This is a genomic window from Leuconostoc carnosum (genome assembly GCF_007954525.1).
In the GTDB taxonomy this organism is placed as follows: Bacteria; Bacillota; Bacilli; order Lactobacillales; family Lactobacillaceae; genus Leuconostoc; species Leuconostoc carnosum.
This window is the reverse complement of sequence record NZ_CP042374.1, coordinates 63,438-76,259: the sequence shown is the minus strand read 5'-3', so window position 1 is coordinate 76,259 and position 12,822 is coordinate 63,438. Positions and strand designations below refer to the sequence as shown.

The 12,822-nt window shown below is 37.6% G+C and carries 16 protein-coding genes and 1 riboswitch; all 16 genes read right to left on the bottom strand.

The annotated features are described in order from the left end of the window. Positions 1 to 64: 64 nt before the first annotated feature. Positions 65 to 1,330 carry a tetratricopeptide repeat protein gene (locus FGL89_RS00325; RefSeq protein WP_014974443.1) on the bottom strand — a complete coding sequence of 422 codons (1,266 nt, stop codon included), beginning with the start codon at positions 1,328 to 1,330 and terminating at the stop codon, positions 65 to 67. A 207-nt stretch (positions 1,331 to 1,537) separates the two neighbouring features. Continuing rightward, positions 1,538 to 1,813, bottom strand: a complete 276-nt coding sequence (locus FGL89_RS00320) for a non-specific DNA-binding protein Hbs (RefSeq protein ID WP_014974444.1) — start codon at positions 1,811 to 1,813, stop codon at positions 1,538 to 1,540. A 205-nt stretch (positions 1,814 to 2,018) separates the two neighbouring features. Next, positions 2,019 to 3,332 (bottom strand): ribosome biogenesis GTPase Der, encoded by a 1,314-nt coding sequence (der, locus tag FGL89_RS00315; protein ID WP_014974445.1) that lies wholly within the window; start codon positions 3,330 to 3,332, stop codon positions 2,019 to 2,021. Positions 3,333 to 3,428: 96 nt separating this feature from the next. Further along, positions 3,429 to 4,619: a 30S ribosomal protein S1 gene (gene rpsA, locus FGL89_RS00310; protein ID WP_014974446.1), complete on the bottom strand. Its 1,191-nt coding sequence runs from the start codon at positions 4,617 to 4,619 to the stop codon at positions 3,429 to 3,431. A gap of 95 nt (positions 4,620 to 4,714) precedes the next feature. Next, positions 4,715 to 5,392: a (d)CMP kinase gene (gene cmk / locus FGL89_RS00305; RefSeq protein ID WP_014974447.1), complete on the bottom strand. Its 678-nt coding sequence runs from the start codon at positions 5,390 to 5,392 to the stop codon at positions 4,715 to 4,717. Positions 5,393 to 5,405: 13 nt separating this feature from the next. Next, positions 5,406 to 5,969 (bottom strand): hypothetical protein, encoded by a 564-nt coding sequence (locus FGL89_RS00300; RefSeq protein WP_014974448.1) that lies wholly within the window; start codon positions 5,967 to 5,969, stop codon positions 5,406 to 5,408. Positions 5,970 to 6,046: 77 nt separating this feature from the next. Further along, complete coding sequence (locus FGL89_RS00295) at positions 6,047 to 6,634, bottom strand: ECF transporter S component (RefSeq protein ID WP_014974449.1); 588 nt, start codon at positions 6,632 to 6,634, stop codon at positions 6,047 to 6,049. Between the two features lie 64 nt (positions 6,635 to 6,698). After that, positions 6,699 to 6,834: riboswitch (FMN riboswitch) on the bottom strand. Between the two features lie 47 nt (positions 6,835 to 6,881). Beyond that, a complete protein-coding gene (locus FGL89_RS00290; RefSeq protein ID WP_014974450.1) occupies positions 6,882 to 7,631 on the bottom strand; it encodes a pseudouridine synthase in 750 nt (249 codons plus the stop codon). After that, positions 7,624 to 8,226: an SMC-Scp complex subunit ScpB gene (scpB, locus tag FGL89_RS00285; RefSeq protein ID WP_135197500.1), complete on the bottom strand. Its 603-nt coding sequence runs from the start codon at positions 8,224 to 8,226 to the stop codon at positions 7,624 to 7,626. Before scpB ends, FGL89_RS00290 begins: the two co-directional genes overlap by 8 nt. Next, positions 8,219 to 8,995 (bottom strand): segregation/condensation protein A, encoded by a 777-nt coding sequence (locus FGL89_RS00280; RefSeq protein ID WP_135197501.1) that lies wholly within the window; start codon positions 8,993 to 8,995, stop codon positions 8,219 to 8,221. Before FGL89_RS00280 ends, scpB begins: the two co-directional genes overlap by 8 nt. Then, positions 8,971 to 9,330 carry a hypothetical protein gene (locus FGL89_RS00275; RefSeq protein WP_014974453.1) on the bottom strand — a complete coding sequence of 120 codons (360 nt, stop codon included), beginning with the start codon at positions 9,328 to 9,330 and terminating at the stop codon, positions 8,971 to 8,973. The genes FGL89_RS00280 and FGL89_RS00275 overlap by 25 nt, the downstream gene beginning before the upstream one ends. 55 nt (positions 9,331 to 9,385) lie before the next feature. Then, positions 9,386 to 10,282: a site-specific tyrosine recombinase XerD gene (gene xerD, locus FGL89_RS00270; protein ID WP_041773154.1), complete on the bottom strand. Its 897-nt coding sequence runs from the start codon at positions 10,280 to 10,282 to the stop codon at positions 9,386 to 9,388. Then, positions 10,282 to 11,148, bottom strand: a complete 867-nt coding sequence (locus tag FGL89_RS00265; RefSeq protein ID WP_014974455.1) for a CvfB family protein — start codon at positions 11,146 to 11,148, stop codon at positions 10,282 to 10,284. The genes xerD and FGL89_RS00265 overlap by 1 nt, the downstream gene beginning before the upstream one ends. Positions 11,149 to 11,252: 104 nt before the next feature. Next, positions 11,253 to 11,696 carry a GatB/YqeY domain-containing protein gene (locus FGL89_RS00260; protein WP_014974456.1) on the bottom strand — a complete coding sequence of 148 codons (444 nt, stop codon included), beginning with the start codon at positions 11,694 to 11,696 and terminating at the stop codon, positions 11,253 to 11,255. 86 nt (positions 11,697 to 11,782) lie between these two features. Continuing rightward, the gene (gene rpsU / locus FGL89_RS00255; protein WP_004899901.1) at positions 11,783 to 11,968 is read right to left on the bottom strand and encodes a 30S ribosomal protein S21; all 186 of its coding nucleotides are present in this window, start codon (positions 11,966 to 11,968) and stop codon (positions 11,783 to 11,785) included. Positions 11,969 to 12,184: 216 nt separating this feature from the next. After that, a complete protein-coding gene (locus tag FGL89_RS00250) occupies positions 12,185 to 12,817 on the bottom strand; it encodes an SAP domain-containing protein (RefSeq protein ID WP_014974457.1) in 633 nt (210 codons plus the stop codon). Positions 12,818 to 12,822 lie beyond the last annotated feature (5 nt).

Sequence of the window (12,822 nt, the reverse complement as noted above, 5' to 3'; positions counted from 1 at the left end):
TCCTTCAATCAATTATACCAAAAATTGCTATGTTAAATAATTGCAAATTATGATTGATATCTATTTAAAATAACAGATCTTCCAACTTCATTTGCATATCAGCATCATCTGGTTCTAAAAACAAATACTGTTGCATCGTTTTAATTTCTAATTCTTGATTACCCTGTTCATGATACCAAGCAATAATATCAGATAAAAATTGTATATTCTCTTGGAAATAAGGTTCAGCAGTTAACCAATTTTTTTCTGTTTCCTCTTCATTACCAATTGCTCCGTTAGCACGGGCCAAATCCCAGTAGAATTGTGGATCAATCACGTCGTTGGCTATATACTGAGTTAACAAATTGATGTCTTCTTCAAACTGACGCTCAGATAATAATAAGCTAGATAGCAAAATAATCGTCGTTACGTCTTCATCATCAAGCACCAATGCTTGCTGATAATAAGCTTTAGCGGCATCGATATCTCCTATTTGTTCAGCTGCCGAACCAGCTAAACGATATAGACGTGTATTGGTTTCATCTTCAGATAAGCCAACTTGATATGTCCGATAAGCTGATTCAATATCTTGTTGACTTTCATAAGCTTGCCCAAGTAAAGGATAAATTGACGTATATTTGGGATCAATTTCTAATATATCATTAAATACCTTAATGGCATCCTCTTGGCGAGCATTTTCTTGATATAAAACGCCGAGTTGGAAACGTGTGTCTACCGACATTGTTTCTGGCTTAATTTGTTCCAAATAACCCACAGCATTTTCATAATTGCCAACCTGTGCATAAGCCACGCCGATTCGTGCCACAATATCGACACGACTAATTTCTCGTTGCCCACGTAGCAGCAATTCACGATACCTTGGAATTGCGTTTTGGTACGCTTGATTGGCAAAATAGAATTCTGCCAGTGCAAACTGAATAATGTCTTCATGCCCTGCTATTTTCTCGGCTTGTAATAAACTATGTTCAGCTGATTCATTAAGACCTTCAGATTGGTAAATATCTGCTTTTACTAGCAAAGATTGTAAGTATGATGTTGAATCTGGCATGATTTGCGCTAAGTAATCTTGCGCCTCGTCAATATTACCATCTTCGATAGCAATATCTGCTAATGCTGTACGGATTTCATCTTCATCAGGATATTTGTTCAGTAGCTTTTTGTAAGCGCGCCTTGATTGATTCAAAAATCCAAGTGCATATAGTTCTTCAGCTAAGCTATATACTAAATCATCACTATCTTGCCGTAACGATTTAACAAACAATTGCTGCGCCTTTTCTAATTGCCCAGCGGATAATGCATCCAACATTTGTTGTGCATAAGTTGTTGACATTAGTTACTCCCCTTATTTAATACTTTATTATTTTATCAAGAATTAAAATTTTCATCAAAGTCAATCATATATTTTTTAATAACAATTTATTCTAACATAAAAAGCAAGCCCAATATGGGCTTGCTTTTAAATCTTTAACAATAGAAGATCACAAAAATAATTTATTCATCAAAAGTATTTTTGAATCACTATATATCAGAGATTCTATTACTTAACAGCTTCTTTCAAAGCTTTACCAGGCTTAAATGCTGGTACCTTTGATGCAGGAATTTCGATTTCTGCACCAGTTTGTGGGTTACGTCCCTTGCGGGCTGCACGGTCACGAACTTCAAAGTTACCAAATCCGATTAGTTGAACTTTTTCACCATTCTTCAAAGATTCTTCGATTGACGCAAATACTGCATCAACTGATGCAGTTGCATCCTTTTTTGTCAAGCCTGTTGCCTTTGCAACTGAATCTACTAATTCTTGCTTATTAGCCATGTTTGTTCTCCCAAGAGTATTTATTAACCGCTGAGCGGTTTGTGAAATGTAGTAAACCCAATCACTACTTCATGTAAATAGAATAACACAAGAAAGGCTGAATGTGTAGTGTTTATGCGGGTTTCAGCCTTTCGTAATATTTATGTTACATAAATATTACATTTTTGCAAAGAAACTTGAATTTTGTCAAATTATTGCGCCAACTCTATTTACGTGCGCGAACAATTAACTTGACTGGTGTCCCAGTAAAATCAAAAGCTTCACGGATTTTATTTTCCAAAAAGCGTTCATATGAGAAATGCATTAATTCAACATCATTTACAAAAATAACAAATGTTGGTGGTTGCGTTGCCACCTGGGTTGCATAATAGACTCTCAGACGTCGGCCATTATCTGACGGCGTTGGATTAACAGCAATTGCATCCATAATCACATCATTTAATACAGATGATGAAATTCGTTTACGATGATTACTGTCAACATCTTTAACTAATTGTGGTAAACGTTCTAAGCGTTGCCCAGTTTTAGCTGAAACAAAAACAACAGGTGCATAATCCAAAAACTTAAATTCTACACGAATCATTTCTTCAAATTCTTTCATCGTGTGATCATCTTTTTCTATTGCATCCCACTTGTTCACAACAATAATCATTGCACGACCAGCATCATGAGCAAAACCAGCCACGTGTTTATCTTGTTCGCGAATACCAGCTTCAGCATCAATAACCATTAAAATAACACTACTATTATCAATTGCTTTTAAAGCACGCATGACTGAATACTTTTCAGTATTTTCATAAACTTTACCACGTTTACGCATACCAGCAGTATCTACCATGATAAACTCATCACCTTCAGGTGTCACAAAGCGTGTATCAATAGCATCACGTGTTGTTCCTTCAATATCTGAAACAATCACACGCTCCTCACCAAGCATAGCATTAACAATAGATGATTTTCCAACATTTGGTCGTCCAATAATACTAAACCGTGTTACACCATCATCTTCTTGTTCAGCTGCTTCATCTGGGAAATGCTTGACTACTTCATCTAATAGATCCCCTAGGCCCAAACCGTGTGAACCAGACACTGGAAACGGATCGCCCAAACCAAGAGCATAAAAATCATAAACATCCTGTCGCATTTCTGGATTATCAACTTTATTGATAGCTAATACGACTGGCTTCTTAGTCCTATACAGCATTTTAGCAACTACTTCATCAGCTGATGTCAGTCCTTCACGACCAGATGCAACCATAACGATAACATCGGCCTCATCAATCGCTAATTCCACTTGCGCACGTATTTCTGACAAAAATGGTTCATCTCCAAGTTCAATACCTCCGGTATCAATCATTCGAAATTCATAATTCAACCATTCTGCTGGTGCATATAACCGATCACGTGTCACACCTGGTTGGTCTTCAACAATCGCAATACGTTCACCTGCCATACGATTAAATATTGTTGACTTACCAACATTAGGTCGACCAACAATCGCAACTATTGGTGCTGCCATAAAGGCACCTCCTTTTATATCTGTGAGCAGTATTTCTCTCACTTTTCTTTTCAAAATAAAAGAACTGGCGAGCCAGCTCTTCTGTCTTAACTAATCTTACAACTTATCACCAAAGATGTCACCCAATGTAGCACCTGAATCGTCATCTTGCTTATAAGCAGCAATATCTGCACGTGAAGCTGATCCATCTTTGCCACGACGTTCTTGATGTTCTGGCTTTTCTTCCAAAGCCTTCATTGACAATGAGATACGTTCTTCAGCTGGCTTGATGTCTAAGACTTTAACTTGAATCTTATCACCTGACTTCAAAACTTCTGAAGGATTTTCAATACGCTTATTTGAAATTTGTGAGACGTGAACAAGGCCTTCAATACCAGGCAAAACTTCTACGAATGCACCAAAATCCTTAACGCGCTTAACTGTTCCTTCAAGGACTGCACCAGCAGCAATTTCTTCAGCTGCCTTATCCCAAGGTCCAGGTTGTGTTGCTTTAATTGACAATGAAATGCGACCCTTTTCAGTATCTAATGCCAAAATCTTAACATTAACCTTTTCACCCTTTGACAAAACATCTGCAGGGTTCTTTACGCGATCATGTGAGATTTCTGATACGTGGACCAAACCATCAACACCACCTAAGTCAACGAATGCACCGAAGTCAGTCAAACGAGCAACTGTACCTTCAACAACATCACCAACAGTCAACTTGCTGAATACTTCAGCCAAATGTGCGCTGCGCTCTTGTGCTGCAACTGCTTTACGTGACAAAATCAAACGCGCATTAGCAGGATCGATTTCGATAACTTGTGCTTTAATGTCCTTATTCTTGAATTGATTCAAGTCAGATACAAAGCGTTCTGCAACCATTGATGCAGGAACAAAGCCACGTACACCATTAACATCAACAATCAAACCACCACGAACGGCATTAATAACTTTAGCATCAACAGTGTCGCCTTCACCAAAGTTCAAGTTTTCCCATGCCTTGCGAGCATCTAAGCGCTTCTTTGACAACAAGTATGAAACACCTTCCTTGTCGCTTGTTACATTAGAAATCACAACAGCCTCAATGCTGTCACCAATTTTCAATTCGTCTGCCAGGTTGATGTTACGATCGTCTGAGTACTCACGTGCTGGCACAACTCCTTCTTCACCGGTAGGCAGACCAATTACTGCTTGGTTATCATTATCAATGGCCAAAAGCTCACCTGTAATAACATCCCCCACCTTGATTTGATCTGCTGCGCTTTCAAGAGCTGCTAAGAACTCGTTGTTTGTTTCACTCATGACGTCTAACGTCCTCCTACAATTTACACTATGGATATAGTTTACCAGAATAATTATCTTTTGTATAGTAAAAACAGCGTTTTCACGCTGTTAAATTAGTTATTTTGATTCTTTTTAATAATATTTGTGATTTTCGACACAACTTCTTCAATTGATAAACCCGTTGTATCTACCAATATTGCATCACTAGCTTGAGTTAACGGACTAATTTCGCGATGTGAATCTTTATAGTCACGATCTTCAATATCTTTTTTTAAGGTTTCAAAATCAGGCGTCATGCCCTTGGCTGTATTCTCTTTATAACGTCGTTCTGCACGCTCTTCAACACTTGCTACCAAAAAAATTTTGACTTGTGCATCTGGTAATACCGTTGTGCCAATATCACGTCCATCCATGATAACGTGATTATCAGTAGCAATTTGACGTTGATATTTTAATAAGTTCTCTCTTACTGAGGCATACGAAGCGACTAATGATACATTGTTGGTGACATCTGTCGACCGAATAGCCTCAGTTATCTCTTCATCATTTAAAAAAACACGTTGGACTGGTACCCCTGGTTCAAAACGAATCGAGATATTTGGTAGTAATTCGGCAATTTGCTCTTCATTTTCATATGAGATACCTGCTTTTTTAGCAGCTAATGTAATTGATCGATACATCGCACCGGTATCAACATACACATATTTCAAATTTTTAGCTATTATCTTGGCAATGGTTGATTTACCCGCTGATGCCGGTCCATCAATGGCTACTTGAAAATATTTTGTCATGTTTTCCTCTGAATTATTGAATATTTAAATTCTGACCACTATATTGTGTATAGTTACTAACCGATAATCCTGGATTTAACGCAACTACCTGATCCGTTGTCATGCCATGCGTCATAGCAAAATTATACAATGTTTGATCAGACCCTAGTACAGCCGTATTCGTCGCAGCACTGCTAGATGAACTTGATTCAGTAGCTGAGCTACTAGTCTCAGCACTATCGGTTTCACTTGATTGTACTTCGGAGCTAGAAGATACCGACTCCTCGCTTGATTCTGAAGTCGTACTTGATGATTCAGATGAACTTTGCTCAGATGACGACGGCTTTTGTTGACTAGAATCTGTTGTTGTTTTACTGCTTGTTGTTGGTGTTGCTTGCTTTTCGGGGGTCTTGCGATTAGCCCATGCCCCATAAATAGGCACGCTTGATAGAATTGCGAAAGCTGCAACAATCAAAAAAATACGCAAGCCACTACCACCTTGTTTTTTGTGATCTGATTCACGAGAAAATTTAGGCTCGAATTTTTGTTTTTTTGAACGTGCTGAACGGCTCATTTTATTTGGGTCAAAATCGTTCATAATAGAAACGACCTCCATCATCATCTGTTTACTTAAAAGTTTACCACATGGTGATTGTTTGTGTTTATAATCTTTTATTAAGAATTAAAACGCCTATGCAGTGGCTTAATCATCGTTAATACCATCATACTTACAGCACCCCAGATAACTCCTTGAATGAGGTTAAACGGCAAAACCATTGCAACCAAATAACGCCATAGCCCTATATACTTAGGAATATCAAAGTTTGCAAATTGCGCATAAAGTGGTACGGCAATAAACAGATTCATCATAATCCCAACAAATGCCAAAATGATTGTACTGACAACAATAGCAATAGCTTGTCGAACCATACTGGTTTCCTGAAAACGTGGCATCATTATAAATATGACAATAATGAACGATAACATCGCTACAATATTAACAGGCAAACCTAGATAAGTATTTACACCTTCATTGGCCAATACCAGCTTCAGTATTGTACGTATCACAATTGTTGATATAGCAGCTGATAACCCAAGCCAATATAATGCAATCATAACTGGTACAATTGAAAAATCCACTTTTAGAAAATCAGCTCCGGGTACAATTGGAAACTGCGGAAAAATCATTAAACTAAACGAAATTGCACTTAAAATAGCAATTAACGTTAGTCGCTGTGTTCGTGTTGCTGTTGAAATAGACATATTTTTGCCTCAAAAAAAGCGTCTAATTGTCAGGGCACAACAAAAAGACAGCTTTAACTTTCTTTTTTAACTTCTTTATACCCGACTTTACGGTCGGCTCTGGATTCAAACCAGATCAGCTGCTATCGCAGGTCGCGGGCTTACCATATCAAGTATGTTTCACCGCCGGTTAGGATTTTCACCTGACCCTGAAGTATATTCAATTTTCATTATCTTAGCATATAAATTATCAAATTGCAATACTTAACTATTTTCTGCGATACCCTTTGTAATCACCTGATTTTAAGCGTCTCACTTCTGCGCCAGTTAATTTACGATAATCACCAGACTGTAACCCAGTTAGATCTAAGAAAGCGTATTGCTCGCGTGTTAATTTAGAAACCGGTAATCCGACTTTTTGAAGCATATTTTTAACTTGGTGATTACGGCCTTCATGAATAACGAGACGAATCATGCTCGTTTTCTTTGCCTTATCAATACGTTCAATTGCAACACGCGCAGGCGCAGTCTTTCGGCCTTTAATGACAACCCCACGCTTCAATGGTGCCAATTTATCATCTGATGCAACACCTTCAACTTTAGCCACGTAAACTTTATCGACGCGCGATTTTGGATGCATAAGTTGGTTAGCCATTTCCCCGTCATTGGTTAAAAGCAACACACCAGTTGTATCATAATCTAACCGACCAACCGGATAGACACGTTGGTCCACTTCATCTAAAAGATCTAAAACCGTTTTGCGCCCCTTATCATCATCATTAGTTGTAACAACACCACGTGGTTTATTTAGTACATAATAAACTAACTTTTCGCGGCCTTCAATCGGCGCACCATCAACAGCAACTGTATCATTTTGTTCAACTTTAGTACCTAATGCCGTTACTGTCACACCATTAACTTGAACACGACCACTGCTGATTAGTTCTTCAGCGCCACGACGCGAGGCAAGACCAGCTTGTGCAATAACTTTCTGTAATCGTTGTGCTTCTTCAAACATCTGTATTCTCTTCTTCCGTTTCTGCCACACGCGCTTCAAATGCGCTAGTAAACAATTCACTACCTTCATCATCAATATCTAAGGTATCAACTTCTGGTAAAGGTGGTAATTCTGATATTGTTTTTAAACCAAAGTAATCTAAAAACTCAGTAGTTGTTCCATACATAATCGGCCGACCAGGCTCATCTTTCCGACCTGTTGCCATAATTAATTGTCGTACCATTAATTTTTGCAATGTCCCTGACGATTGCACGCCACGTATCTGATCAATTTCAACACGTGTAATTGGTTGTTTATAAGCAACAATCACCAATGTTTCGAGTTGTGCTTGTGATAAAGTAGCATTCACTGGTGAATCAAAATAATCTTTTACCGTAGCACCTAATGCCGGTTTAGTTACTAAACGATATGCGTTATCTGCTTCACGAATTTCTAATGCACTCACCAAATCATTTTCATATCTTGCCGCCAATTCATCAATCAATGTGATGACTGCTGGTTTATCAAACTTTGTAATCGTACAAATGTCTTTGATACTAATACCTTCATCCCCAGCCACGAATAATAAGGCTTCCACTTGACTTAAATTATTCATTATTTCCTATTTTCTCAATCTCTAAAAATATTTCGGAATCTGTATCATCTTGATGTAATAAAATCTGATCAGATTTTGCCATTTCAAGTAATGCCAAAAAAGTCATTACCAGTGGCTCACGTTCATAAACACCATCAAATAATAACTCAAAATTGACCACATCACCAACTTGAAGCGCTGCAAAATGCTTTTTGATGTTATTCATTGCATCCGCCATTGTGTATTTTTCACTAACAACACGTCGACTTATTGGTTGTTGTCGCCTTCTTTTACTTAATAGGTGTGAAAAAGCCACTTGTAAATCAACCAAACCAAGTCCTGGCGATAAAAATGTTTCAGGACCCGCATCGCTTGGTATAGTCATTGGTAAACGACCAAAAGATTGTTGTTCAGGATGCTGACGCGTTTTCAGTGCCTCACTCGCAACTTGAAATTGCTTATAGGTTAGCAGCTGTAACATCAGCTCTTCACGTGGATCTACAAAGTCTTCGACAATCAGTTCATCTTCAAATTCTTCTTCTGGTAGTAAGTCTGTTGACTTAATTTGTACTAAAGTAGCTGCCATAACTAAATATTCACTTGCCACATCAAGCTGCATATCTTGCTGATGATGAATAAAAGCTAGATATTGTTCTGTAATCGTTGCGATTGGCAGATCAAAGATATCCATTTCGGATTTTTTAATGAGGTGTAGCAATAAATCTAACGGACCTTCAAATTCGCTTAATTTAATTGTTAAACTACTTACTGCGATGTTGCTTTTCTCCATTTATTAATTAACTTTTGATTATCTAGCGTCCCCATGATAAAAGCACTTAGATTTTGACTTTGAAATTCAGATAATATTGCAAAATAGTTTGGTACGGTTCGTGATTCAGGCGTTAAAGCAATATGCCGAATTAATACAATATCGTCTGACATGAATTCCACGCCCAAAACACCCTGTACGCGTTTATCACTTTGCCACAGATACAAACATCTTGTGCTAGTAATATCATACCAAGCCATCTCTGCATTCAAATAAGGTAATTCACGCATACCAGGCAATAATGATAGAATGCCCATCACAGTTTTTTGATTGTCATTTCTGGCTTGTGTTAACATTTCTAAACCTCAATTCATGTTTCATTATTACATCATCTGTCAAGTTTTTACCCTATTAAGCTCTTGGATGAAAATTATCATAAACTTCACTTAATCGCTTTTTAGAAATATGGGTATATATTTGTGTTGTGGAAATATCAGCATGTCCTAATAATTCCTGTACGATACGTAAATCAGCGCCGTTCTCTAATATATGAGTAGCAAATGAATGTCGCAAGGTATGCGGTGAAACATTTTTGGTGATACCGGCTTCCAAAACTAATTTTTTAATAATTTTCCAGACACCTTGCCGCGTTAATTGATTCCCACGATCATTTAAGAATACAAAATCCGACTCACGCTCTTTTAGCAAAGCCAAACGGCTACCAGAAAAATACTTTTCTAACCACTCTGAAGCCACATCCCCAATCGGAATAATACGCTCTTTATCACCTTTACCTATGGTTTGAATTAACCCCAGCTGCAAATGTAAGTCACTCATTTTTAAATTGACAAGTTCACTCACACGAAGCCCCGTAGCATACATGACTTCTAGGAGTGTACGATTACGTATACCTAGGGCCGTTTGCTCAATCGACACTTGTAATAGCGCATCAATCTCTGCCACTGTTAATACTGCAGGTAGATGAGATGATTTTTTTGGCGGTTTGACATCAATCATTGGATTGTGTAAGATGAGTTGCTCTTGCGATAAATAGCCGAAAAACTTTCGTAAAGCAGTTACCATACGTATAACAGAATTATTTGATTTACCAAGAATTTGTAACTGATTTAACCACGCCAAAATCAAGAAGTGGTCAATATCATTTAATGACCATTTCTCTTGTGTCGCATAAGCATTAAATTGTTGCAAATCTTGCCGATAACTCTTGATCGTATTTTCTGACAAACCACGTTCAATCCGAATATAGTGCAAATAATCGACAATCGCATTATCCATCTCTTGTGTCATTATTTCTCAACTAACTTGATACCATCATCAACTTGTTCAATCAAGCGTTCTTTATAAAGATGGCCTAATGCACGTTTGAACTGGCTTTTACTAAATCCAAATTGACGCTTAATCGATTCTGGGTTACTTTTGTCATTAAATGGCATAAAGTGATCTGCACGACGCTGTAATTGCAACAATAAGAACTGAGCATCTTCACTCATTGTTTTGTAAGCCAATGGCTTAATTGACAAATTAAGTGCCCCATCATCGCGTACGCCAATAACACGTGCGTCAACAACTTGCCCCAATCTAGGTTCATCATCACGTTGTGATGGATGTATAAAGCCTAAATAGTATTCGTCAGTAATCACTAGTGTCCCAGCAATTTTATTACGATACACAGTCGCTTTGACTGTTTTAGATTTCAATTCAGGCGTGGCACGGCGTGAAACAGCAGCAACGATATTTTGTTGTGCAATTTCTCCCCACAGACGACCTTTCTTATCTTCTTTAATAGAAAGTAGTAGTTTATCACCTTTTTGTGGCCATAGCGCTTGAATTGTAGGTAAATCATCGATCGACACCACTAGATCTTTGTTTGGCAAACCAATTGAAACAAACACACCTAAATCATGCCGGTTCGCTACGACAGTTCCCCAACCGTATATATCTTTTTGAACTGTGGGCATCTGCTTAGTAATTTGCAAGCGATGATTCTCATTTTCATAAGCAAAGCCTGTCACAAAACCACCTAATTTAAGTGGCTTTTCAAGTTCAGTTTTATCAATTTCATAAGTAAAACCGTCCACTTGGGCAAAGAAGTACTTATCATTTTCGTCAGTAACGTTAGCTTTTATTACTGTACCAACTGTTGGATTCGTCATTATTTTTTCCTCTGACACGCAACTTCACGTGTTTTTCTTTAATATCTTAGTTTAACACGGATAAGTTAACATAAGCCACAAAAAAACGGCCGAAGCCGATGAGATTAAGCTAATGCTGATTTGACAAGAGTTGCTACTAACTTACCGTCTGCTTTTCCTTTGACTTGCGGTGTCACAATTCCCATCACTTTACCCATATCTTTAGGTGTCGAAGCGTTAGTTTTTGCAATAGCTGCGTCCACAATTGCTTGAACTTCAGCTTCTGAAAGTTGCTTAGGAAGATACTTTGACAAAATTTCAAGTTCTGACCGAATGCCTGCAGCTAGGTCTTCACGACCACCTTTTTCAAATTCTGACAAAGAATCGTGACGTTGCTTCACTTCGCGAGATAGCACTGTCAGTTCTTCTTCCTGAGTCAAATCATGTCCCAAACTAATTTGTTCATTCATGACAGTTGACTTAACCATGCGAATGACAGACAATGTTCCCTTATCTCTGTCCTTCATAGCTTGCTTGATATCTGCGTTGAGTGTTTCTAAAAGGCTCATTGTCATTCTTCTTTCTAGTTTTGTATATTTTTATTTTAACATAAAATGCAAAAGAAAAACGTCACCGAAGTGACGTTTAGAACCAATTAACGGCCCTTCTTCTTGTTACGCTTTTGTGCTGCTTCAGACTTCAATTTACGAGCAACTGAAGGCTTAACATAGAATTCGCGCTTACGGTATTCTTGGAGAGTACCGTCCTTTGAAACACCGCGCTTAAAGCGACGCAATGCATCATCCAAAGATTCGTTCTTACGTACGATGACCTTTGCCATATGATAACCCTCCTTTCTCGCATTTTATTTCGTTTTAACGACATGCTGTAAATACTTATTAATTTTACCAAAAATAAGCATTAATGTCAATTACCGTCTTTACAATAAGTCGATTTTTAATTGAGTCATATCAGTTAGTATTTAGGTTATTAAAAAACATGTTTGAGAACAAATCCAATGACAAAAAACATGTTTGAGAACAAATCCAATGACATTTTAATTATGAAATTGTCTAATATCTGAAACATACAAATTAATCAAATCAGGTGTATATTTTTTAACGCGTTTTGATTGTTTAACATGATGCCACAGAATTGAAGCAACTTTTAATTTCTGACTAAACTGTTGACTTTCTGGGCTTTGACAAAATGCCTTCACAAAATTATTCCATTGATAAGTCTGTTCCTCAGGTGTCCTCTGTATGATTTGATTATACTGTTTTAACTGAGCTAGCTTCTGACATTCTGATATCAGGTCGCCTACGGACATATTAGTATCTTGTGTTGCTTCTGCTTGGCGCTTAAGTGCTGCCATTTCTTTTGTAAAGGAAAATTGAGCAACATCAAAATAATGAGCAAAAAATTTTCTTGCTTCATCATTGAATGAAAAACCAGAACCAACCAGTTTTGTATTTAATGTTATCTCTTCTAACTTCAATTGATTTTTTGACCGGGGTACCCTAACTGGACGAATTGTATTAACTGGTTGCCCTCTTAAATATAACCGAATATAATTATTCAATTCGGCCTTTGTTCCGTACGTAGGCAATCTATATCGTTGACATAATTGTACAAGTTCAGTTTTGTAAAAGTAAGTTTCATTGAATTGTTTTAAAGTTAATGGTTGCATTACGC